17 protein-coding genes and 1 tRNA gene are annotated in these 23,329 nt (G+C 67.5%); 14 read left to right on the plus strand and 4 right to left on the minus strand.

All coding sequences use genetic code 11. The features are described from left to right. Positions 1–73: 73 nt before the first annotated feature. Genes HLA91_RS01700 through HLA91_RS01710 form a run of 3 tightly spaced genes read left to right on the plus strand, consistent with a single transcriptional unit; the run spans position 74 to position 2,144 of the window. On the plus strand, positions 74–529 hold the full coding sequence (locus HLA91_RS01700) for an FAS1-like dehydratase domain-containing protein (RefSeq protein ID WP_170273267.1): 456 nt from the start codon (positions 74–76) through the stop codon (positions 527–529). Then, positions 526–1,017, plus strand: a complete 492-nt coding sequence (locus tag HLA91_RS01705; protein ID WP_170273268.1) for a MaoC/PaaZ C-terminal domain-containing protein — start codon at positions 526–528, stop codon at positions 1,015–1,017. The genes HLA91_RS01700 and HLA91_RS01705 overlap by 4 nt, the downstream gene beginning before the upstream one ends. Beyond that, a complete protein-coding gene (locus HLA91_RS01710) occupies positions 1,014–2,144 on the plus strand; it encodes a UDP-N-acetylmuramate dehydrogenase (RefSeq protein WP_170273269.1) in 1,131 nt (376 codons plus the stop codon). The genes HLA91_RS01705 and HLA91_RS01710 overlap by 4 nt, the downstream gene beginning before the upstream one ends. Positions 2,145–2,182: 38 nt before the next feature. On the opposite strand, the gene HLA91_RS01715 is transcribed toward HLA91_RS01710, so the two are convergent. Next, positions 2,183–3,205 (minus strand): adenosine deaminase, encoded by a 1,023-nt coding sequence (locus tag HLA91_RS01715; RefSeq protein ID WP_170273270.1) that lies wholly within the window; start codon positions 3,203–3,205, stop codon positions 2,183–2,185. Between the two features lie 106 nt (positions 3,206–3,311). On the opposite strand from HLA91_RS01715, the gene HLA91_RS01720 reads away from it, so the two are divergent. From HLA91_RS01720 to rplL, 8 genes are all read left to right on the plus strand, one after another. Beyond that, on the plus strand, positions 3,312–5,063 hold the full coding sequence (locus HLA91_RS01720; protein ID WP_170273271.1) for a metallophosphoesterase family protein: 1,752 nt from the start codon (positions 3,312–3,314) through the stop codon (positions 5,061–5,063). 107 nt (positions 5,064–5,170) lie between these two features. Continuing rightward, positions 5,171–5,243, plus strand: a tRNA-Trp gene (locus HLA91_RS01725). A 40-nt stretch (positions 5,244–5,283) separates the two neighbouring features. Further along, positions 5,284–5,535 carry a preprotein translocase subunit SecE gene (gene secE / locus HLA91_RS01730; protein ID WP_404801662.1) on the plus strand — a complete coding sequence of 84 codons (252 nt, stop codon included), beginning with the start codon at positions 5,284–5,286 and terminating at the stop codon, positions 5,533–5,535. Positions 5,536–5,626: 91 nt separating this feature from the next. Next, on the plus strand, positions 5,627–6,394 hold the full coding sequence (gene nusG / locus HLA91_RS01735) for a transcription termination/antitermination protein NusG (protein WP_170273272.1): 768 nt from the start codon (positions 5,627–5,629) through the stop codon (positions 6,392–6,394). Positions 6,395–6,642: 248 nt separating this feature from the next. Beyond that, positions 6,643–7,080 (plus strand): 50S ribosomal protein L11, encoded by a 438-nt coding sequence (rplK, locus tag HLA91_RS01740; RefSeq protein ID WP_102161444.1) that lies wholly within the window; start codon positions 6,643–6,645, stop codon positions 7,078–7,080. A 102-nt stretch (positions 7,081–7,182) separates the two neighbouring features. Then, complete coding sequence (gene rplA, locus HLA91_RS01745) at positions 7,183–7,878, plus strand: 50S ribosomal protein L1 (protein ID WP_102161446.1); 696 nt, start codon at positions 7,183–7,185, stop codon at positions 7,876–7,878. 589 nt (positions 7,879–8,467) lie between these two features. Then, a complete protein-coding gene (gene rplJ / locus HLA91_RS01750) occupies positions 8,468–9,004 on the plus strand; it encodes a 50S ribosomal protein L10 (RefSeq protein ID WP_170273273.1) in 537 nt (178 codons plus the stop codon). 71 nt (positions 9,005–9,075) lie between these two features. Further along, positions 9,076–9,468, plus strand: a complete 393-nt coding sequence (rplL, locus tag HLA91_RS01755) for a 50S ribosomal protein L7/L12 (protein WP_102161449.1) — start codon at positions 9,076–9,078, stop codon at positions 9,466–9,468. Positions 9,469–9,570: 102 nt separating this feature from the next. On the opposite strand, the gene HLA91_RS01760 is transcribed toward rplL, so the two are convergent. After that, entirely contained in the window at positions 9,571–9,912 is a 342-nt protein-coding gene (locus tag HLA91_RS01760) for an MGMT family protein (RefSeq protein WP_170273274.1), read from the minus strand. Next, positions 9,905–13,066, minus strand: a complete 3,162-nt coding sequence (locus HLA91_RS01765) for a hypothetical protein (RefSeq protein WP_170273275.1) — start codon at positions 13,064–13,066, stop codon at positions 9,905–9,907. Before HLA91_RS01765 ends, HLA91_RS01760 begins: the two co-directional genes overlap by 8 nt. Positions 13,067–13,729: 663 nt before the next feature. Between HLA91_RS01765 and HLA91_RS01770 the strand changes: the two genes are divergently transcribed. Beyond that, positions 13,730–14,296 (plus strand): hypothetical protein, encoded by a 567-nt coding sequence (locus HLA91_RS01770; RefSeq protein ID WP_170273276.1) that lies wholly within the window; start codon positions 13,730–13,732, stop codon positions 14,294–14,296. A gap of 20 nt (positions 14,297–14,316) precedes the next feature. Here HLA91_RS01770 and HLA91_RS01775 read toward each other — a convergent pair whose 3' ends face one another. Next, positions 14,317–15,117 carry an MBL fold metallo-hydrolase gene (locus HLA91_RS01775; protein ID WP_170273277.1) on the minus strand — a complete coding sequence of 267 codons (801 nt, stop codon included), beginning with the start codon at positions 15,115–15,117 and terminating at the stop codon, positions 14,317–14,319. Between the two features lie 313 nt (positions 15,118–15,430). On the opposite strand from HLA91_RS01775, the gene rpoB reads away from it, so the two are divergent. Both rpoB and HLA91_RS01785 read left to right on the plus strand, forming a co-directional pair. Continuing rightward, entirely contained in the window at positions 15,431–18,916 is a 3,486-nt protein-coding gene (gene rpoB, locus HLA91_RS01780) for a DNA-directed RNA polymerase subunit beta (RefSeq protein ID WP_170273278.1), read from the plus strand. Positions 18,917–19,013: 97 nt separating this feature from the next. After that, positions 19,014–22,886 (plus strand): DNA-directed RNA polymerase subunit beta', encoded by a 3,873-nt coding sequence (locus tag HLA91_RS01785; RefSeq protein ID WP_170273279.1) that lies wholly within the window; start codon positions 19,014–19,016, stop codon positions 22,884–22,886. Positions 22,887–23,329 lie beyond the last annotated feature (443 nt).

Consider the following 23,329-nt stretch of genomic DNA (forward strand, 5'->3'; position numbering starts at 1 on the left):
CGGCAGTCTGTCCACCTGAGCCGGACGAACCCGCACGGGCACCGTGCCTGTGCCCAAGGAGGTACATCTGCCGATGGCTGTCAACACCGAGCTGCAGGGTGCGAGCTACGCCCTGCCGGAGCCCTATGAGGTCTCCCGCGAGGCGATCATCGAGTTCGCCCGCGCGACCGGGGCGCAGAACCGCGCCCACCGCAGTGCTGAGGCCGCAGCCGAGTTCGGCTACGCCGACGTCGTCGCCCCGCCGACGTTCGCCGTCATCCCCTCCCAGCGCGCCGAAGCGCTCTACATCTCCAACCCGGAAGCCGGCATCGACTTCTCCCGCGTCGTCCACGGTTCCGAGCAGTTCACCTACGCCCGCCCGATCGTCGCCGGCGACAAGCTCAACGCCGTCTGCCACGTCGATGGACTGCGCGAGGCCGGCGGGCATGCGATGATCACCACCCGCACCGAACTTACCGACGCGAACAGCGACGACGCCCCCGTGGTCACCGTGACCTCGACGATCGTCGTGCGAGGAGGAGAAGCATGAACGAGCCCGTCGAACGCGAGGAATACCGTCCCTCCGGCACCGACCTGGCGCCGAAGCTGCGCGACCAGGAGGTCGGCCGCACCGTCGTCTCCGCCCGCATCCCGCTCTCCCGCGCTGATCTCGTCGCCTACGCCGGCGCCTCGGGAGACCACAACCCGATCCACTGGAACGAGCGCTTCGCCCGCGAGGTCGGCCTCGACGACGTCATCGCCCACGGCATGCTCTCGATGGGATCCGTGCTCGCCCGCATCACCGAATGGGCCGCCGACCCCGGTGCGATCGTCGACTGCCGCACCCGCTTCACCGCCCCGGTCATCGTCGCCGATGCGGCCTCCGGCACCCCGGACACCCCGACGGCCTACCTCGACATGGCCGCCGTCGTCGGCGCAATCGATGAAGAGGCCGGCATCGTGCGCCTCGACATCTCCGTCAGCTGCGGTGAGGACACCGTGCTCGGACGCACCCAGGCGAAGGTGCGGTTGGCGTGAGCCGGACACAGCTGGCGGACTACGCGACGATGCGCGTCGGCGGCCCGGCCGCCGACCTCACCGTCGCCGGCACCCGCGAGGAGCTGATCGACTTCCTCACCGCCCACCCGCTGACTGCTGACCGGGCGGCTGAGTTTCCCAGCAGCGGGGGAGAGGCAGCCGGCAGCGGGCAGGGACTGAACCCCGATGTGCTCTTCATCGCCGGCGGATCCAACCTCGTCATCAGCGATGACGGCTTCGCCGGGCCCGTGTGCCTCATCCGCACCAGCGGCATGGAGTTCACCGAGCTCGGCGGCAACCGGGTGCTGCTGCGCGTGGCAGCCGGCGAGAACTGGGACGACTGCGTCGCCGAGACCGTCGCCCGCGGGCTCTCCGGGCTCGAAGCGCTCTCCGGAATCCCCGGCTCAGCCGGTGCGACCCCGGTGCAGAACGTCGGCGCCTACGGAGCCGAGGTCGCCGACACCCTCGAATCCGTCACCGTCTACGATCGGCTCTCCGGCGACGTCATCACCCTGCCGCGCGCCGAGCTCGAATTCGGTTACCGCACCTCCCGGCTCAAGCGCACCACCGCCGAGATCGGCACCGTGCGCTTCGTCGTCCTCGACGTCAGCTTCGCGCTCACCTCCTCGGCCGAGTCCGCGCCGATCCGCTACCGGCAGCTCGCCGCTGCGCTCGGCGTCGACCTCGAAGACCGGGTGCCGCTGGCCGAAGTGCGCGAAGCCGTGCTCGCCGTCCGTGCCTCCAAGGGCATGGTCCTCGACCCTGCCGACCACGACACGTGGTCATGCGGGTCGTTCTTCACCAACCCGATCGTCCCGCTCTCCACCCCGCTGCCCGACGGGGCGCCGGAATACCCGGTCATCGACCCGCTCACCGGCATGCGCGATGAGCACCGGAAGAAGACCTCGGCCGCCTGGCTCATCGACCGAGCCGGGTTCCACAAGGGATTCGGGATCGGCGAACAGCGCGCCCGCCTGTCGACCAAGCACACGCTGGCGCTGACCAACCGCGGGCAGGCACGCACCGCCGACATCCTCGACCTCGCCCGCCACATCCGCGACGGAGTCGAGGAATCCACCGGCATCCGGCTCGAACCCGAACCCAACCTCATCGGCTGCCGGATCTGAGCTCCCGGGGCCGGCAGGCGCGGTCGGCCGCGGCAGGCTCAGCCTGCGGCCTCCCAGCGGTCGATGTCACTGATCGCGGCCTGCCGGATCCGCTCAGGTGCCAGTGAGATCGCAAAGGACTGCCGGGCAAGCTCGGCGATCTCCGCCCGGGTCAGCCCCGCCTCGGCGGCGGCAGCATACTGATCGACCAGCCGCGAATCGAAGATGAGCGGGTCATCGGCCCCGAGCGCGATCTGCGCACCGGAGTCGAACAGCCGGCGCAGCGGCACCTGCTCATCGGTGGCGTACACCCCGAGCGAGACGTTCGAACCCGGGCACACCTCCAGGCCGATACCGGCGTCAACGATCTGGTCCAGCAGCTGCGGATCCTCCACCGCCCGCACCCCGTGCCCGAGGCGGTGGGGGCGCAGGTGCGCGATGACCTCGCGGATGTGCGCGGGTCCGAGCAGCTCCCCGCCGTGGGGCAGGGAGGCCAGGCCGGCTCGGCGGGCGATGCGGAAGGCGTGCCGGAACTCTGCAGTGTCGCCGCGGCGCTCATCGTTCGACAGCCCGAAGCCGACGACGGTGGCGGCCTCATCGCCGGCGTACTGGGCGGCAAGCCGGGCCAGTGTGCGGGCCTCGAACTGGCTGCGGGTGCGGGAGGCGGCGACGATGATCGCCATGCCGAAGTCCGGCCCAGACTGGCGGGCGGCCTCATCGAGGACGATCTCCAAAGCCGGAGTGATGCCGCCGACGTAGGGGCCATAGGAGGTCGGGTCGATCTGCAGCTCCAGCCAGCGCGAGCCCTCGGCCCGTTCGGCGGCTGCGGCCTCGGCGACGACCCGGCGCATGATCGTCTCCCCGCGCACGACCGCGCGGGCGGCATCGTAGAGGCGCTGGAAGCGGAACCAGCCGCGCTGGTCAGGGGACAGGTTCGTCGGAGTCGAACCGACGATGCCGCGCGGCAGCCGGATGCCGGCCTCGGCGGCGAGCTCGGCGAGCGTCTCATCAGCCAGCGAGCCGGTGAAGTGCAGGTGCAGGTGGGCCTTGGGAAGTGCGCGCAGATCCTCCCGTGTCACCATGACGACAGTCTAGTCGATGCCCCGCTGCGCCTGCCGCCGGCAGCCGGCATCTGCCCTGATGGGCTGGCCTGTCACCCGGCGGTGGGCCGCTCGTATAATTGCCCGCATGGTCTCAGCTCAGCGCCCCGCACGCCGGGCAATCTCCCGCCTCGCAGCCGCGGCGCGATTCCTGGCCGCAGCCCTCGGACTGTTCCTCGCAGGCGCCCTGCTCGCTGCACCGTGGGCGGTGACGACCGCGCAGACCGAGGCGAACTTCGGCCCGCACGATGCAACCTATGCGGTCACGACCGACGGGGCGATCACCGTCGACCTCGGGCCGATCGGCGAGCTCGTGATACCGGCAGGCGACAGACTCCCGCTGGGCCTCGGCGTTGACGTCACCGTCGAGGAGATCCCGAACCATGCCGGCGTGCCGGTCTCGACGATCGACGAACTCGCCCAGGACGCCACCGCCTATGCCAGCCTGTTCGGCGATATCGACGCACTCGTCACCGTCGTGCGCAACGGCATCATCGCCGATGCGCTCACCCGCGACCTCATCGCCGCCGGAGTGATCACCGTGGTGGCCGGGGCCTACCTGCTGCACAGGCGCACCCGCCCGCAGCTCGCGACCTCCAGCGAGCGGGACCCGGCCGACGGGCCGATGACCGCGCTCGTGCTCAGCCTCGCCGCGGTGCTCATCGCCATCATCGCCGTGCCGGTGAGCGCGCCCAAGCAGATCACCCCGAACCCGGTGTTCGACCGCACACCGCTGGCCGGGTCCGAGGTGACCGGCAGGTTCTCCGGCATCATCGACGAAGTCGCCCGCGTCGTCACCGACTACTACGACGACAACGAGACCTTCTACGACACCGCCCGCACGAGCCTGGACGCCGCCTGGCTCAGGCGCCCGACCAGCCCGCGCACGACCTCGGGCGCGGACCTGGTGCCCCGGCCCAACTGGGACCAGCCGCTGGCCGGCGACCCGCCAGCCGGTGGCGACGGAGCCCAGGCCGCGACCGGGGAGGCGGCCACCGGCGGGGCTGTCGGCGAGGCGGCCGATAACGGGGAGGCCCAGGCGGGCGGGCAGGCCGGTGCACAAGAGAATGAGCCGGCCGGCGTCATCACCGTGCTCATGGCCTCCGACATCCACTGCAACACCGGCATGTCGCGGGTGCTCGCCCGCGCCGCCCAGCTGTCGGGGGCCGACCTCTACCTCGACGGCGGGGACATCACGATGACCGGCACCACCGCCGAGAACATCTGTGTCGACTCCGTGCACCAGGCGCTGCCGGACGACCTGCCCCGCGTCTACGTCAAAGGCAACCACGACTCGGCCGACACCGCCGCCCACGCCCGCTCACTCGGCTGGAAGGTCCTCGACGGACAGCCGGTGACCGCCGCCGGACTGACGTTCTTCGGGCTGCCGGATCCGCGGCGCACCGTTTTCCCCACCGGCGACGTGCTCGAACGCGGAGAGACCGGCGCCGAGTTCACCGACCGGGTCGCCGCCGAGGCGTGTGCGACCGAGGACATCGACACTCTCGTCATCCACGACCCCAGGCAGGCAGCGGCGGCCCTCGGCGAGGGCTGCGCAGGCTTCGCCATCTCCGGCCACTGGCACCGGCGGGTCGGGCCAGAAGCGTTCGGCCCGGCCACCCGGTTCGTCAACTCGACGACCGGCGGGGCACTGGCCAATGCGCTGACACCGGGCCCGCTCAAGATGCCCGCCGAGTTCTCCTTCATCCGCTACGACGCACAGACCCGCCAGCCCATCGACGTGCAGGTCGTCACCGTCGACATGGACGCACAGGTCAGCTTCAGCCCGTGGATGCCCATCCCGCAGCCGGGCCCCTGGGCGCCGGCCGAAGCGGAGTGAACCGTCGTTAGACGGATGAGACATCGAACGTGTATGCTCGTACCTTGGCGGAAGCCGACCCGGGTCCCCGGGTCTGTTTCATGTCCCGGCCGTGCCCGCACGGCCGAAGGGGTGTGGCGCAATTGGTAGCGCAACGGTCTCCAAAACCGTAGGTTGCAGGTTCGAGTCCTGTCACCCCTGCTGAGAACGGCGAAGCACAACGACCCCCGAGTGAGGAAGCGTGACCGAGACACCCGCAGGAACCTCTGAGAAGCGCGGCTTCTTCGGTACGATCATGCAGTTCTTCCGCGAGGTGATCAGCGAGCTCAAGAAGGTGGTCACGCCCACCCGCAAGGAGCTCATCAACTACACGCTCGTCGTGCTCGGGTTCGTCATCTTCATGATGCTGCTCGTCACCGTCTTGGATCTGCTGTTCGGAAAGCTCTCCGGCTTCGTCTTCGGCGGCTCGCCGATCTGGCCTCTGTGGGGTTAGTCGGCTGATCCAGCCGCTGATCGGCGACACAGCCGCAGACGCGCCCGCACACGCCAGGCCACGCCCCACGACCTAAGCACAAGGAGAACAGGTGTCGGACAACACCCCGGAAACCGAGAACCTCGACGCAGCCGCAGAGCCGACTGCCGATGAGGCTGTCACTGAGGAGACTGCCAGCCAGCCGGCCGCCGACGAGGCGACCGAGCAGGCGCCGGCCGCCGAGGACACCGGCGACGAGCACGATCCGGCCGAGGAATTCAAGTCCGAGCTGCGCATGAAGGACGGCGACTGGTACGTCATCCACTCCTACGCCGGCTACGAGAACCGCGTGAAGGCCAACCTCGAGAACCGCATCATCTCGCTGGACATGGAAGACTACATCTTCGAGATCCAGGTGCCGATGGAAGACGTCATCGAGGTCAAGAACGCCCAGCGCAAGCAGGTCCGCCGGGTGCGCATCCCCGGCTACGTGCTCGTGCGCATGGAGCTGACCGACGAATCATGGGGCGTTGTGCGCCACACCCCGGGTGTCACCGGCTTCGTCGGCAACGCCTACGACCCCGTCCCGCTCACCATCGACGAGGTCTTCTCGATGCTCGCTCCGGTCTTCGAAGAGGAGCAGGCCAAGGCCGCTGCCGAAGCCGGCGAGCAGGCGAAGGCCGCCGCTGAGGGCGGAGCCGCCTACGAGGTCGAATTCGAAGTCGGCGAATCCGTCATGGTCAAGGAGGGCTCCTTCGAAGGACACCCGGCCACGATCCAGGAGATCCGCCCCGAATCGCAGAAGCTCACCGTCCTGCTGTCGATCTTCGAGCGCGATGTTCCCGTCGAACTCGGCTTCGACCAGGTCGCCAAGATCTGAGCCGCACCACAGCGTTCGCCGGCACATCCCGGCACACAGCCGCGCCCGAGGTGAGAACCGCCTCGGGCGCGGCGGCGTCTGGAGGGCCTAGGGCTGGATTTAACAACCACGGGCTGTTCATGGAATAATGGTGTGGTTTGCGCCTGCGACATTCATCGGAGCGCGGCGCAGCACCCCTGACGCATCCCGCGCAGGGAACGACCCTCGGCAGCCGCCGAGGGCTTCATCGAAGTATTAAGGACCGAAGAATGCCTCCCAAGAAAAAGGTAGCCGGCCTGATCAAGCTTCAGATCCAGGCTGGTGCGGCCAACCCCGCACCGCCGATCGGCCCCGCGCTTGGTCAGCACGGCGTCAACATCATGGAGTTCTGCAAGGCGTACAACGCCGCAACGGAATCCATGCGTGGCAACGTCGTCCCGGTTGAAATCACCGTCTACGAAGACCGCTCGTTCACCTTCATCACGAAGACTCCGCCGGCTGCGGAGCTCATCAAGAAGGCCGCCGGTCTGAAGTCGGGCTCGGCCACCCCGCACACCGACAAGGTCGGACATCTGACCAAGGACCAGGTGCGCGAGATCGCCGAAACCAAGATGCCGGACCTCAACGCCAACGACATCGACGCAGCGTCGAAGATCGTCGCCGGCACCGCCCGCTCGATGGGAATCACCACCGACGTCGAAATGTGATGAACGGTGCCCCGGCTCGGTGGAACCGGCCGGCAACGGCACCGACATCACGTGGTAGGAGCAGCGCGCTCCCCGACACCACAACTGCAAGGAGAGAAGCAGATGGCAAAGCGCTCAAAGGCCTATCAGGCCGCCGCGGAGAAGATCGCGGCTGACACATACTACGAACCGGCTCAGGCAGTCTCCCTGGCCAAGGACACCTCTGTCGCGAAGTTCGACGCCACCGTGGAGGTCGCTCTGCGCCTCGGCGTAGACCCGCGCAAGGCTGACCAGATGGTGCGCGGCACCGTCAACCTCCCGCACGGTACCGGCAAGACCGCTAAGGTCCTGGTGTTCGCAGCCGGCGACCGTGCCGAAGCAGCCCGCGAAGCAGGTGCCGACTACGTCGGCTCCGATGACCTGCTCGAGAAGGTCGCTGGCGGCTTCACCGACTTCGACGCAGCCGTCGCCACCCCGGACATGATGGGCAAGGTCGGACGACTCGGCAAGGTGCTCGGCCCCCGCGGCCTCATGCCGAACCCGAAGACCGGCACCGTCACCATGGACGTGGCGAAGGCCGTCTCGGACATCAAGGGCGGAAAGATCGAGTTCCGCATCGACAAGCACTCGAACCTGCACTTCATCATCGGCAAGGTGTCCTTTGACCAGAGTGCACTCGAGGACAACTTCAACGCTGCGATGGACGAGGTCATGCGCCTCAAGCCGTCCTCGTCGAAGGGTCGCTACATCTCGAAGGCGACCATGACGACGACGAACGGCCCGGCCATCCCGATGGACGTATCCGCCCTGCGCAAGTGACACCGGAGGCACGACCCAGCCGCCAGTCGGTCTGAGGTCTGCAGCCGCACCCCACAGGCCCCGCCTGCCCCCACACCGTTGGGGACAGGCGGGCCTGTGGCGTTGAGCGGAGTCTGTCCTGCGTCCGGGATATGCGCTCGCGCCCGCATGTGAAGCTGCAGCTGGCGCAGATTCCCCGTATCACCGCCGTGCACGCACCACCGGCTGACGATCTGCAGCGCGCCAACGATGGATGGGCGCTCATCGCCGTTCCGGACCCAATGCAGGGGCGAACGTCTCCAGCGCAGTGCCGGAGCGCCCGCGAACGCGGCGCCAACCCTGATTTGGATTCTCGGCGCGCTGTGCTCTATGCTGATACTTGCCCAAGACCGTCGGTCTTCACAGGGACTCACATCTCTCCTCCGCGTGCAGCTGTGAGCCGCTGTGAACGAAGACTCGCAAGAGTGGCCAGCGCAGGTGTGTAGTGGATGACTGTCCCGGTGATCCGGCTGCTGAGCAGCCATGAGAATCCGGATGTGCAAGCGTTCCGTGCAACCTGCGCGGAACGCTTTTTCGCGTCTGACGCACCGACATATACGAAAGGAATACCATGGCGAGGCCTGACAAGGCAGCCGCAGTAGCCGAACTCAAGGAACTCTTTGAGAACGCTCCTGCTGCAGTGCTGACCGAGTACCGCGGTCTCACCGTGGCGCAGCTCAAGGAGCTGCGCCGTGGTCTCGGTGAGAACGCCTCCTACGCCGTGGTAAAGAATACGCTGACCGCTATCGCGGCTAAGGAAGCCGGCATCGAAGCGCTCGAGGGACAGCTCACTGGCCCCTCGGCCATCGCCTTCGTCACCGGTGAACCCTCCGAAGCCGCCAAGGTCCTGCGTGACTTTGCCAAGGCGAATCCGCAGCTGGTCATCAAGGGTGGTTACTTCGAAGGTAACGCCATGACCGCTGAGGACATCACGAAACTCGCCGACCTCGAATCCCGTGAGGTGCTGCTGGCCAAGGCGGCCGGTGCCATGAAGGCAAGCATGTACAACGCTGCCTACATGTTCACCGCTCCGCTGGTCAAGGCCGCGCGCACCGTCGACGCTCTGCGCGAAAAGCAGGGCGGCGAAGCGGCTGCCGAGGACGCCTGAGTTTCACTCAGACCCACAGACAATCCATTCACGGCTGAAGAACCAGCCACGTACGGAAGGACATAGCCACCATGGCTAAGCTCACCCCCGAAGAGCTCATCGAAGCATTCAAGGAGCTCTCCCTCATCGAACTGTCGGACTTCGTCAAGAAGTTCGAGGAGACCTTCGAGGTCGAGGCAGCCGCTCCGGTTGCCGCCGTTGCCGCTCCTGCTGCCGGCGGTGCCGGCGGTGGCGATGCCGCTGCTGAAGAGAAGACCGAGTTCGACGTCATCCTCGAGTCGGCCGGCGACAAGAAGGTTCCGGTCATCAAGGAGGTCCGCGGCATCACCTCGCTCGGACTGAAGGAAGCCAAGGACCTCGTCGACAACGCTCCGAAGGCCGTCCTCGAAGGCGCCGACAAGGAGACCGCCGAGAAGGCCAAGGAAGCCCTCGAGGGCGCAGGCGCCACCGTCTCGCTCAAGTGATCTTCCACCCGGCCAGGCAGCGCACACGCGAAGCCGAGCCGGGATCACGTCAACAGCCCCGCTGTCAGCTGGCAGCGGGGCTGCTGCTATTCACAACACCGATCACAGCGCAGGCAGATCAGCGCATGCGGTCTGCCACGCGCTCGCAAGTGCGGCCGCATCCGCCTGAGCGCGCGCCATCGCCACCGCGTGCCGGTCAGCAGTCAGGGGAGTTCCCTCGGCCGTCCACTGCTCCAGCGCGCGGATCGTGATCGCCTCCGGCAGCCGGCCGCTGGCGTTCGTCACCCGCCACCAGGCGACATTCGATCCCCACGTGGCCATGATCCTGCCGACCAGCCGCGGGGAGGTGCCGACGAGCTCGGCGATCATGCCGTAGCTGACCACCTGACCCGCGGGCACGCATTCAGCCGCCCGCAGCACCCGTTCGATCAGCAGGTCATCCATCGTGACGGGGTTCCTGCCACGTCCCCGCCGGCGGGGCAGGCGGGGGCTGGGCAGGCGGTTGCCAGTTCCGTTCCCGAGGCGGCAGCTGGCCGGTCCCGCTTGGGACCTGGCCGGGCGGCTGGGGAGGAGCAGGTGGTGGTGGGCCCTGCCGCGGCGGGACGTGCGGCGGTCCGAATCCGTGCGCCGGGCCGGCATGCGACGGGTTCTGCGGAGGCTCCTGGACTGGGCTGCCCTGCGGCTCGGGACTCTTCGGTTTGCGCAGCAGCTGCCAGATGACGACGCCGATGATGAACACGGCGATGATGACGAGGGCCAGCCACATGAGATCGCGCAGGAACCACACGATGCCGGCGCTGACGCCGGCCAGCCCCCACCACAGCGCCCAGGCTCGCAGCAGGACGGCGCCGGCGATGAGCAGTGCGGCATGGTCGATGAGGAACAGCAGGGAGTAACCGGCGTGCTCGGCGGTGAACGCTGCGATCGTGCCGGTGAGCGTGATGAACGCCATCGGGATGACGGTGCGCAGGTCGACGCGGACGAACTGGGCACCGGGCCCGCTGCGCGGCGGCTGGCTGCGCGCGCAGAAGATCGCCCAGCCGATCGCTGCGGCCAGCAGCACATGCAGGGGCACGACGAGGTGCAGCTGCCAGATTCCAGCCAGCGCGATCATCCCGCCGACCGCGCCGATATAGGTGGCGACCTCAGCGGTGATGCGGCGCGTGAGCTGGTGCGGGAACCGCTGGGCCAGCAGCACGAGCATGAATGCCGGCATCATGAGCGTGATGCCGGCGATGAGCATCGTGAGCGAATGGAGTACCGGCACCTCTGCGTCGACGAGCAGTGCGCTGATGAAGGCGGTGAGCATCGCGGCGAACGCTGCGATCAGCGGGGCGAGTGACCAGCGGGAGAATCCGGCGACGAGGTGCCGGGCATCCGGCTTGCGGTCATAGGCGACCGAGACGAACCAGTACAGCGCGTACGCCAGCATCCAGACCAGCCATGCCGCCAGCAGGTGCGCCAGTGCCGCGTCGGTGATGCCGAGTCCGGCGAGGACCCGAATCCCGTGGTAGAGAGCGAGGAACCCGGGGAGCACGACTTCGGGGACATGGGCGGCGAACGCGTGGGCGAAGGCGACGGCGGCCAGCAGCAGGAGCACGATCGCTGCCGCCAGCCGCACGTGCTCGACCGAATGGAGGCAGATGATGAGCACGCTGGCGAGGAAAGCCGCCACTGCCGAGATGCTCAGCGGCAGCAGCCGCAGCTCGCTGTAGCGAAGCCCGGGCCCGCGACCGGCGGCGGCCAGTCTGCGGCTGGCCCAGTGACCGGCTGCGAACAGTCCGACGGTGATGAACAGGAGAACCGGCCCGGCGATGTAGGCGGCCTGACTGTCCTCGATGCCCAGTGTGACGATCCTGAACAGCAGCCCGAACCCGAAGAACGCCGCGAGGATGCCTGCGGTGATGATCGCGTAGCGGGCACGCCAGGTCCGTCCGCGCCGGCGCAGACCCACCTCGGCGAGGGCCAGCCCGGCAAGAGCTGCGGCGACGATGATGAGGTATCCGCCGGTGACGATCGGGGAGGCGACGCTCGAGCCCAGTCCGAGCGCCTTCCAGATGTCACCGAGGACGTAGCCGAAGGCCAGCGCCACCGGCACAGCGCCGGTGACGAGCAGCGCATTGCGCGCCCACCATGCGCACAGTCCCAGTGCCGCCACAGACGCGATGACGATGAGCGTGCTGACCGGCGAGTCGATATCGGCGGCTGCCATCGGCGCCGGGATCAGCAGCAGGAGAGCGGCAGCCGGCATGAGCGGCGGCATGCCGGCGCGCAGCACCGTGAGGTGGCGGGCCCGGCGGGAGGTGATGATCGAGCTGAGCCACGCGAGCCCGATGAGCAGCAGCACATGCCAGATGAATCCGGCGCTCGTCGCCACCCCGCTGGGCAGCTGGTCACCCAGCGGGGCATCCTGCGGGCCGAGGTCCATAACCTGGTAGACGATGAACGCCCCGGTCCGGGCCGCGACTGCGATCCCGGCGCCCAGCGGCAGCAGTGCATCGGCGCGCAGGGCCGCGAACACGGCGGCACCTGCTGCCAGCAGCCCGGTGACGCTGATGAGGATCGTGGCAATGGTGCTGGCCGGGTCGGTGTAGGGCACCTCGGCGAGCACGATGCCGGTGGCGTAGAGGAAGCTGCCGGCGAGCATGAGCGCGATGTGCGCAGCCGCCGCCTGTATGGCAGGTGCGGCCATGGCCGCCGGCAGCTCGGACGCCTCCGGCTGAGGGGTAGGGCCGCCTCGGCGGGCCGGGCGGCGCAGGGCAGCCTCGGTGAAGAAGGCCGCACCGATGAGCAAGGCCGCGACCGTGGTCAGCGGGCGGTTCCAGCTGGCGTGCAGGCCGATCATCTCGTTGTGGACCAACCCGCTGATGATGAGCAGGATCGCCAGCGCGAAGCTGAACCGCGCCCCGACCCCGCGAAGCGGCGAACGGCGCAGCAGGGCGCCGACGAGGAAGTGCACACCGAGGGCGGCGAACAGGATGCCCCACTCCAGGCGGGTCGGAACCGGGTCGATGAAGACGGCGCCGGCCACGGCCAGGGGTGCGAGCACATCGCCGAGGATGATCTGCGGGCGGATGTACTTCTCGGCCAGCCGGCTGCGCAGCAGCACTGCCAGCAGCGCCAGGGGAGCGGTGGTGAGGATGAGGACGACGAAGTACCAGACCACCGGTGCCGGGGTCAGTGCGATCGCCGACATCGTCAGCGAGAACGTAAACGCCACGCTGAGCCAGGTGACGAGCTGGGAGCGCAGCACCACTGCAGCGCCCAGGTAGGCGAGCACGCCGGCGGCAGAGGAGATGAACCAGGCCAGCGTTCCGGAGGTCAGCTGCCAGCCGCCGAGGCCGAACCCGGCGATCGGGATGATCGCCAGGCCGATTGCCGTGAGGGCGAAGCCGACCGGCCGCAGCTTGGAGACGAACGAATAGACGATGAGCCCGGCGCCGTAGAAGACGACGGCGACGACCCACAGACTCACAGCCTTGACGACAGTCGAGGAGGCGACGGTGATGAAGATGATCGCCGCAGTGATCATGAGCAGCGCCGCGACCCCGAGCAGGATGTTGAGGTACAGGCTCGTCCGGTCGATTGGTGGTCTCACCGGGCCCGAGGCGGTGGCTGCATGACCGGGATGCCCGCCGCCGGCATGGGGCGGGTAGGGCAGCCGGGGTGGGCCGGGCGAGCCGGGGTGCGGACCCGGATGCGGCACGCCCGGGCGCATCGGGGGACCGGCAGGAGCCCGCATGCCCGGAGACGGCGGGGGAGGAGCGAACCGGTTGCCCGCCTGCGGCGGACGCTGGTGAGGGTGCATACCCTCGTGCCGGCCCGGATGTCCAGGTCCCGGATGCTCAGGTCCCGGATTCTCCGGTCGCGGCGGACCTGATTGCGGCGGCGCTGACCCGGGAGGTACAGGCGGTGGTGGTCCTGGTCGGCCGGATGCCGGCTGCCTGCCGGCCGGCGGCTGCCCAGGCGCCGGGCGGTGGGATGCTGGTGCCGGGGTCGGCCGCGGTCGGTCTTTGACACGAGCGGTCGTCCAGGCCGCGAACCACGCCACCGTCGCATAGCCCACCAGCAGCAGTGTGAGGATGAGGCTGATGAGATTCAGTCCTGCTGCAGCTGAGGCGTTCACGGCAGACTCGCTTTCGATGGGTGCTGTGCCTCACCCTAGCGAATCTCCGCGTGCAGAACCGGTTATCCACAGCCGGGAGTGCGACATGCTGACATGCCTCCCGCTTCGGGCGCGGAAGCATCCTAGGATCGGATCATGATCCGACTGCCCCGAAACCGCAGGCGCCTGGCCGCCGGTGCATTGGCGCTTGCACTGGTGAGCGGCCTGTCGGGGTGCACACTGCTCGGCCCGGTCGAGGTCGGCACACACGATGCCGGGATCATCGCCCGGTTCACCGATCCGCGCACCGGCGCGGCCAACCGCAGCTGGGTCATCGAGGCCGTCCCGGAAAAGGCCGCCCTGCGTGTGCACGCCCATGAGGAGTTCCTCGGCTATGAGCGCGTCGAGCTGCCCGCCGAGGTGTGGTCCGAGGTCGCCACCGCCGCTGAGGCCGCTCAGGAGCGGACGAACTTCATCCCCGAGCAGGGCTGCGAGGGCGCGCGCGAGATCGAGGTTGAGCTGTGGCGCGGGGACAAGCAGATGAAGTCGCTGACCGCCAACAACTGCGGCAGCGACGACACCTACTACGACCTCTACATCGCCGTCACCCAGCCGCTGGTCGACCAGTTCGATGCCGGCCGGCTCAACCCCAACGTCGAGCCCGAAGAGACCCAGCCGCGCACGACGATGAGCCGCGAGGTCAGCGGGCCGCCGCGACCCTGAGCGCTCGCCGGTTGAGCTGCTCAGCGCAGGCGGCGCACACCCGCAGGAAGGCCGGTGCTCTCAGCGAAGGAAAACGGCGCGGCGCTTACCGCTGCCAGCTCATGATCCGGATCGGCGGCAAGGGCAGCGATGTCCTCGGCCTGACGGCGGACGAACCCGGCGTCGACCGGCTGTCCGTGACCGGGTGCGAACACCTCGGCACCGGGCAGGGCGGCAAGCTCCCGCAGCCCAGCCGCCCAGCGGCTCGGGGTGGCGTCATCGCCGGCCTGCGGCGCAGCACCCTCTTCGACGAGATCGCCGGTGAAGACGACATCCGCGCAGGCGAGGACGAGATCGGTGTCCGTGTGCCCGGGCACCTCGTAGGCGTGCAGCTGCCAGCCGCCGATGTCGAGGACTGCGCCGTCGGCCAGCGCCGCGACCTCGACGGCCAGCGCACTCGGGTCGGACGGCAGCTGCGGTTCGGCCTCCAGGGGCACCGAATGGAACTGCAGCCAGGCCGAACCGGCCTGATCGCGGACGAAGGCCGGGGAGCCGAAGAACTTCTCGACGCCGCAGGCGGCGAAATGGGCGTTGCCGAAATAGTGGTCCCAATGGTCGTGGGTGTTGACGACGGCGATCGGCAGCTCGCCGTCCCGGCCGGGCGTCCTGTGCTGTGCGAGCACGGTGGTGAAGACGTCGAGGATGCCGGCGGCCTGAGCGGGGCCAGCGCCGGTGTCGATGATGACGGCGCGCTCGGTGCCGATGATGAGATAGGAGTTGAGCGCAGCCGGGTCGGAGGTGTGGACGAAGATCGCCGGGGCCGGCAGGGAAGGCGCAGACATGGCCGCAGACTATCACCGGCTCACCAGGGCAGATGGGGCAGCAGAGGCGAAAACTCAGCACTCTACCACACCGGCTTGCCACATGGGGATGCGGCGACTATGCTGGTCCTTTGCGTTGCTTTGTCTTTGTGGTGCCTTCATATAGCGGTGGGCTCACGCACAGCGCCTGACGGAATCGGGGCCAGCCGACCCTCATTCACCCGGGACTCTACCAGCCACTGCGAGCTGTGTCCGGTGTGTGCGGCGGCGCGTCTCCTCTCCTTCTCAGGCAGGCGAAGCGAACTGACCAGGTGAACCACTCGGAAGGATCCCATTGGCCGCCGCCAACGAACACACCAGGACCGCTAACCCACCCACGCGCGTTTCTTTCGCGAAGATCAACGAGCCGCTGCCGCTGCCGAACCTCCTCGGCCTGCAGACCGACAGCTTCGACTGGCTGATCGGCAACGAGAAGTGGCAGGACCGCGTCGCCGAGGCTATCGAGACCGGCGATGACTCCGTTGCCACCACCTCGGGCCTGGAGGACATCTTCGAGGAGATCTCCCCGATCGAGGACTTCTCCGGCGCGATGAGCCTGTCGTTCCGCGAACACCGCTTCGAGCCTCCGAAGTACTCCATCGATGAGTGCAAGGAACGCGACATGACCTACTCGGCGCCGCTGTTCGTCACCGCCGAGTTCATGAACAACAACACCGGCGAGATCAAGAGCCAGACCGTGTTCATGGGCGACTTCCCGCTCATGACCGACAAGGGCACCTTCGTCATCAACGGCACCGAGCGCGTCGTCGTCTCCCAGCTCGTCCGCTCGCCCGGCGCCTACTTCGAGGCCGCTGCCGACAAGACCTCGGACAAGGACATCTACACCGCCAAGATCATCCCGTCGCGCGGTGCCTGGCTGGAGTTCGAGATCGACAAGCGTGATCAGGTGGGTGTGCGCCTGGACCGCAAGCGCAAGCAGTCGGTCACCGTGCTGCTCAAGGCCCTCGGTTGGACCAGCTCGAAGATCCTCGAGGAGTTCGGCGACTTCGAGTCGATCCGCGAGACCCTGGCCAAGGACACCGTCGAGACCCGCGAAGACGCCCTGCTCGACATCTACAAGAAGCTGCGCCCGGCAGAGCCTGCCACGATCGAAGCGGCAGAGAACCTGCTGAAGAACCTCTACTTCAACGCCAAGCGCTACGACCTCGCCAAGGTCGGCCGCTACAAGATCAACCGCAAGCTCGGCATCGACGCGCCGCTGTCGGACTCGGTGCTCACCGTCGACGACATCGCCCAGACGATCCGCTACATCGTCTCGCTGCACGCCGGCAAGGACACCATGTCCGGCCGCCGCGACGGCGAAGACGCCGAGATCCGCGTCGCCCTCGATGACATCGACCACTTCGGCAACCGCCGCATTCGCGCCGTCGGCGAGCTCATCGAAAGCCAGGTGCGCACCGGTCTGTCGCGTATGGAGCGCGTCGTGCGCGAGCGCATGACGACCCAGGACGTCGAGGCGATCACCCCGCAGTCGCTGATCAACATCCGCCCGGTCGTGGCCGCGATCAAGGAGTTCTTCGGAACCTCCCAGCTGTCGCAGTTCATGGACCAGAACAACCCGCTGGCCGGCCTGACCCACAAGCGCCGCCTGTCGGCACTTGGCCCCGGCGGCCTGTCGCGCGACCGCGCCGGCATGGAAGTCCGCGACGTCCACCCGTCGCACTACGGCCGCATGTGCCCGATCGAGACGCCGGAAGGCCCGAACATCGGCCTCATCGGCTCGCTGGCCTCCTACGGCCGGATCAACCCGTTCGGCTTCATCGAGACCCCGTACCGCAAGGTCGAGAACGGTTTCGTGACCGACACGATCGAATACCTCACCGCCGATGACGAACTTGAATACGACATCGCGCAGGCCAACGCCCCGCTGACCGAGGACGACAAGTTCGCCGAGGAGTTCGTGCTCTGCCGCCCGGCCGGCGGCAGCGGCGAAGCCGAGCTGCTCCCGGTCGACGAGGTCGACTACATGGACGTCTCGGCACGCCAGATGGTCTCGGTCGCCACCGCGCTCATCCCGTTCCTCGAGCACGACGACGCCAACCGCGCGCTCATGGGTGCGAACATGCAGCGTCAGGCGGTGCCGCTGGTGCGCAGCGAATCGCCGCTGGTCGGCACCGGCATGGAGTACCGCTCCGCCGTCGACGCCGGCGACGTCATCCTCGCTGAGCACCCCGGAGTCGTCACCGACGTGTGCGCCGACTACGTCACCGTCATGAACGACGACGGCACCACCACGACGTACAAGGCCGAGAAGTTCCGCCGCTCCAACCACGGCACCTCCTACAACCAGCGCATCCTCGTCAACGAGGGTGACCGGGTGGAGGCCGGTGCGGTGCTCGCCGACGGACCCTCGACCCAGGACGGCGAGATGGCACTGGGCAAGAACCTCCTCGTGGCATTCATGTCGTGGGAGGGCTACAACTACGAGGATGCGATCATCCTGTCCCAGCGCATGGTGCAGGACGACGTGCTCTCCTCGATCCACATCGAAGAGTACGAAGTCGACGCCCGCGACACCAAGCTCGGTGCCGAGGAGATCACCCGGGACATCCCGAACATCTCCCCGGATGCGCTTGCCGATCTCGACGACCGCGGCATCATCCGCATCGGCGCCGAGGTCACCGACGGCGACATCCTCGTCGGCAAGGTCACCCCGAAGGGCGAGACCGAGCTGACCCCCGAAGAGCGCCTGCTGCGCGCGATCTTCGGTGAGAAGTCCCGCGAAGTCCGCGACACCTCGCTCAAGGTCCCGCACGGCGAGTCCGGCACCGTCATCGGCGTCAAGGTCTTCGACCGCGACGAGGACGACGAGCTCTCGCCCGGCGTCAACCAGCTGGTGCGCGTCTACGTCGCCCAGCGCCGCAAGATCACCATCGGTGACAAGATGGCCGGCCGCCACGGCAACAAGGGCGTCATCTCGACGATCCTGCCGGTCGAGGACATGCCGTTCCTCGAAGACGGCACCCCCGTCGACGTCATCCTCAACCCGCACGGCGTGCCGCGTCGTATGAACATCGGACAGGTGTTCGAGGTGCACCTCGGCTGGATCGCCAAGCAGGGCTGGAAGATCGAAGGCAACCCCGAGTGGGCCACCGAACTCCTCGACCACGGCTTCGCCGCCGAGGTGGAGGCCGGCACCAACGTCGCCACCCCGGTGTTCGACGGTGCGCACGAAGAGGAGCTGCGCGGACTGCTCGAAGCCACCCACCCGAACCGCGACGGCGACCGCCTCGTCGACACCTCGGGCAAGGCGCGCCTGTTCGACGGCCGCTCCGGCGAGCCGTTCCCGTACCCGATCTCGGTCGGCTACATGTACCTGCTCAAGCTGCACCACCTGGTCGACGACAAGATCCACGCGCGTTCGACCGGACCGTACTCGATGATCACCCAGCAGCCGCTGGGCGGCAAGGCGCAGTTCGGCGGTCAGCGCTTCGGTGAGATGGAGGTGTGGGCACTGGAGGCATACGGTGCCGCCTACACCCTGCAGGAGCTGCTGACGATCAAGTCCGATGACATCCCCGGCCGCGTCAAGGTCTACGAGGCGATCGTCAAGGGCGACAACCTGCCGAATCCGGGCATCCCGGAATCGTTCAAGGTGCTCATCAAGGAGATGCAGTCGCTGTGCCTCGACGTCGAGGTGCTGTCCTCGGATGGCATGCACGTCGAGATGCGCGACTCCGATGATGAGGTGTTCCGTGCAGCCGAGGAGCTCGGCATCAACCTGTCGCGCCACGAAGCACAGACCGTCGAAGAAGTCTGATCGCCCCTGCCGGCCCCGCGCGGGCCGGCAGGCACAAGCCTGAGTATTCGAGAATTCCGACAGCTGTCCGTCAGCTGTCAAGAGAAAGAGGATTTACGTGCCTGACGTCAATTTCTTTGATGAGCTGCGCATCGGCCTGGCCACCGCTGATGACATCCGCCGCTGGTCCCACGGTGAGGTCAAGAAGCCCGAGACGATCAACTACCGCACCCTCAAGCCGGAGAAGGACGGCCTGTTCTGCGAGAAGATCTTCGGCCCGACCCGCGACTGGGAGTGCTACTGCGGCAAGTACAAGCGCGTGCGCTTCAAGGGCATCATCTGTGAGCGCTGCGGTGTCGAGGTCACCCGCGCCAAGGTCCGCCGTGAGCGCATGGGCCACATCGAGCTCGCCGCCCCGGTGACCCACATCTGGTACTTCAAGGGTGTGCCGTCGCGCCTGGGCTACCTGCTCGACCTGGCGCCGAAGGACCTGGAGAAGGTCATCTACTTCGCCGCCTACATGATCACCTCCGTCGACGAGGAGTCCCGTCACCGGGATCTGCCGACCCTGCAGAACCAGATCGACGTCGAGAAGAAGCGCATCGGCGACCGCCGTGACTCCGACCTCGACCGCCGGTCGAAGAAGCTGGAAGAGGATCTGGCCGAACTCGAGTCCGAGGGTGCCACCGCAGCTGCGAAGAACAAGCTGCGCACCCAGGCCGAGAAGGAGATGAACAACCTCCGCAAGAACGCCGATCGTGAGATCGACCGCATCGAGCAGGTGTGGGACCGTTTCAAGGGTCTCAAGGTCTCCGACCTCGAAGGCGATGAGAGCCTCTACCGCGACATGGTCGCCCGGTTCGGCATCTACTTCACCGGCGCGATGGGCGCTGAGGCGATCCAGAAGCGCCTGCAGGACTTCGACCTCGAAGGCGAGTCCGACAAGCTGCGCGAGCTGATCAAGACCGGCAAGGGACAGCGCAAGACCCGTGCGCTCAAGCGCCTCAAGGTCGTCAACGCCTTCCTGTCGACCGACAACAGCCCTGAGGGCATGGTGCTCGACGCGATTCCGGTGATCCCGCCGGAGCTGCGTCCGATGGTCCAGCTCGACGGCGGCCGCTTCGCCACCTCGGACCTCAACGACCTGTACCGTCGCGTCATCAACCGCAACAACCGCCTCAAGCGCCTGCTCGACCTGGGTGCGCCTGAGATCATCGTGAACAACGAGAAGCGGATGCTGCAGGAAGCCGTCGACTCGCTGTTCGACAACGGCCGCCGCGGTCGTCCGGTCACCGGACCGGGCAACCGCCCGCTCAAGTCGCTGTCGGACATGCTCAAGGGCAAGCAGGGCCGGTTCCGCCAGAACCTGCTCGGCAAGCGCGTCGACTACTCCGGCCGTTCGGTCATCGTCGTCGGCCCGACGCTGAACCTGCACGAGTGCGGTCTGCCCAAGACCATGGCGCTCGAGCTGTTCAAGCCCTTCGTCATGAAGCGGCTCGTCGACCTCAACCACGCGCAGAACATCAAGTCCGCCAAGCGCATGGTCGAACGCCAGCACGCCCAGGTGTGGGACGTCCTCGAGGAGGTCATCTCCGAGCACCCGGTGCTGCTCAACCGCGCACCGACCCTGCACCGCCTCGGCATCCAGGCCTTCGAGCCGCTGCTCGTCGAGGGCAAGGCCATCCAGATCCACCCGCTCGTCTGCTCGGCGTTCAACGCCGACTTCGACGGTGACCAGATGGCCGTGCACCTGCCGCTGAGCGCTGAGGCCCAGGCTGAGGCCCGCATCCTCATGCTCTCGGCGAACAACATCCTCAAGCCCTCGGACGGCAAGCCCGTCACGATGCCGTCGCAGGACATGATCATCGGCCTGTACCACCTCACCAGCGAGCGCTCAGGCTCGGAGGGCGAAGGACGCACGTTCGCGTCGATCGCCGAGGCGATCATGGCCTTCGACCGCGACGAGCTCAACCTCGGTGCCAAGATCAAGCTGCGCATCGACGACATCGTGCCCTCGCGCGCGATGGAGATGCCCGAGGGCTGGGAGCCGGGTCAGCCGGCGATCATCGAGACGACGCTCGGCCGCGCCCTGTTCAACGAGACGCTGCCGGCGGACTACCAGTACGTCAACTCGACGGTGGACAAGAAGGCGCTGTCGAAGATCGTCAACCGCCTGGCCGACCTGTACCCGAAGGTCGAGGTCGCCCACACGCTCGACCAGTTCAAGTCCGAGGGCTTCTACTGGGCCACCCACTCGGGCCTGACCGTCGCGATGTCCGATATCGTCTCCCCGGAGTCGAAGGCCGGTATGCTCGACGAGGCCGAAGAGCAGGCATCCCGCGTGCAGGAGCAGTACGACTTCGGTGCGCTCACCGACGATGAGCGCCGCAGCGAGCTCGTCAAGATCTGGTCGGACACCTCCGACCAGGTCGCCGAGGCGATGCAGAAGAACTTCCCTGAGGAGAACTCCGTCGTCCGCCTCGTCAACTCCGGCGCATCGGGCAACTGGACCCAGGTCCGTCAGCTGGCCGGTATGCGCGGCCTGGTGACGAACCCGAAGGGCGAGATCATCCCCCGTCCGATCAAGTCGAACTACCGCGAGGGCCTGTCCGTCCTCGAGTACTTCATCGCCAGCCACGGTGCTCGTAAGGGCCTGGCCGACACCGCTCTGCGTACGGCGGACTCCGGCTACCTGACCCGTCGTCTCGTCGACGTGTCGCAGGATGTCATCATCCGCTCGGAGTCGACCGATTCGCCCAAGGGCATCACGCTGCCGGTCGCGCAGCGCGGCGTCGACGGCGAACTGGAGCCGCACGAGTTCGCAGAGACCAGCGTCTACGGCCGCCTGACCGTCTCGGACATCACCGACGCTGACGGCAACGTCATCGTCCCGGCCAAGACCGACGTCGGCCCCGACGTCGTCGACACCCTCGTGGCCGCCGGCATCGAGGAGATCAAGGTCCACTCGGTGCTCACCGCCGACTCGGACGTGCAGATCTCGGCGATGCACTACGGCCGTTCGATGGCCACCGGCAAGCTCGTCGACATCGGCGAGGCGATCGGCACCGTCGCAGCCCAGTCGATCGGTGAGCCGGGCACCCAGCTGACGATGCGCACCTTCCACACCGGTGGTGTTGCCGCCGGCGGCGGAGGCGACATCACGCAGGGTCTGCCGCGCGTCACCGAGCTCTTCGAGGCCCGCACCCCGAAGGGCTTCGCCCCGATCGCCGAGGCGACCGGCAAGGTGAAGATCGACGACAGCCGCAAAACCCGCTACGTCATCGTCACCCCGGACGACGGCTCGGAGGAGATCGAGCACCCGGTCGGCCGTCGTGCGCAGCTGCTCGTCGAGGACGGACAGCGCGTCGAGGCCGGATCGAAGCTCGTCGAGGGTGCCATCGACCCGAAGCAGGTGCTGCGCATCCGCGGTCGCCGGGAAGCCGAGCGCTTCCTCGTCGACGAGGTGCAGAAGGTCTACCGCTCGCAGGGCGTGGGCATCCACGATAAGCACATCGAGGTCATCGTCCGCCAGATGCTCCGACGGGTCACCGTCATCGAATCCGGCGACACGAACCTGCTGCCCGGTGAGCTGGTCGACCGCGGCCGCTACCAGGAGGAGAACCGCCGTGTCGTCGCCGAAGGCGGCAAGCCGGCCTCGGCCCGTGACGAACTCATGGGCATCACGAAGGCCTCGCTGGCGACCGAGTCCTGGCTGTCGGCGGCCTCCTTCCAGGAGACCACCCGCGTCCTCACTGAAGCAGCGATGGAAGGCAAGACCGACCCGCTGCTCGGCCTGAAGGAGAACGTCATCCTCGGCAAGCTCATCCCGGCCGGCACCGGTATGCACAAGTACCGCGACATGATCGTCGAGCCGACCGAAGAGGCCCGCCAGGACATGTTCTCCAACTCCTACAACGACTTCTACCCGTCGCTGGCAGGAGAAGGAGCGGCGATCCCGCTGGAGGACTACGACTTCGGCGCCTTCAGCTGATGACGTGATCGGCAGCCCACGGCTGCAGGCCTGAACCGCACGGGGCGGGGACAGCACACGCTGTCCCCGCTCCGTCGGCATTCACCTCCGGTTCCCCACAGCCGGCAGCATCTGTGCACATCCCTGTGGACAGTGCGCATCATGTCTGGTCTCACGCGGTTTTCGGCCCCGTTCCCGAGGCGGGAGTCACCATTGCCGGTTGTCACGGCCTACGTGTCGGTAACCCGCCTGCATGCTTTGCGTGACAGGGGAGGGCGGGGAGCGCGACGGTTGCGTAACGGGGCGTGAGTAACCTCCTGCACATCTGTGGATATACCTGTGGACAGATCGCGGCTTTTCCACAGACCGCGGCTGCCTCTGGCCATCGTGGGCCGTGGGCAGCAGGGTGGCGGCATGGATACGACAACACTGCTCCGTAGTCGGGAGCCGACAGCGATCACGCA

The sequence above is a fragment of the Brevibacterium luteolum genome (assembly GCF_013004595.1).
In the GTDB taxonomy this organism is placed as follows: domain Bacteria; phylum Actinomycetota; class Actinomycetes; order Actinomycetales; family Brevibacteriaceae; genus Brevibacterium; species Brevibacterium luteolum.

Excerpts from the sequence above, each read along its gene's own strand:
- HLA91_RS01770 (WP_170273276.1), top strand. The coding sequence starts at position 13,730 with ATGATCCGACTGCCCCGAAACCGCAGGCGCCTGGCCGCCGGTGCATTG.
- HLA91_RS01700 (WP_170273267.1), top strand. The coding sequence starts at position 74 with ATGGCTGTCAACACCGAGCTGCAGGGTGCGAGCTACGCCCTGCCGGAG.
- HLA91_RS01760 (WP_170273274.1), bottom strand. The coding sequence starts at position 9,912 with ATGGATGACCTGCTGATCGAACGGGTGCTGCGGGCGGCTGAATGCGTG.
- rplL (WP_102161449.1), top strand. The coding sequence starts at position 9,076 with ATGGCTAAGCTCACCCCCGAAGAGCTCATCGAAGCATTCAAGGAGCTC.
- HLA91_RS01715 (WP_170273270.1), bottom strand. The coding sequence starts at position 3,205 with ATGGTGACACGGGAGGATCTGCGCGCACTTCCCAAGGCCCACCTGCAC.
- rplJ (WP_170273273.1), top strand. The coding sequence starts at position 8,468 with ATGGCGAGGCCTGACAAGGCAGCCGCAGTAGCCGAACTCAAGGAACTC.
- HLA91_RS01720 (WP_170273271.1), top strand. The coding sequence starts at position 3,312 with ATGGTCTCAGCTCAGCGCCCCGCACGCCGGGCAATCTCCCGCCTCGCA.
- rplK (WP_102161444.1), top strand. The coding sequence starts at position 6,643 with ATGCCTCCCAAGAAAAAGGTAGCCGGCCTGATCAAGCTTCAGATCCAG.
- rplA (WP_102161446.1), top strand. The coding sequence starts at position 7,183 with ATGGCAAAGCGCTCAAAGGCCTATCAGGCCGCCGCGGAGAAGATCGCG.
- HLA91_RS01705 (WP_170273268.1), top strand. The coding sequence starts at position 526 with ATGAACGAGCCCGTCGAACGCGAGGAATACCGTCCCTCCGGCACCGAC.
- HLA91_RS01775 (WP_170273277.1), bottom strand. The coding sequence starts at position 15,117 with ATGTCTGCGCCTTCCCTGCCGGCCCCGGCGATCTTCGTCCACACCTCC.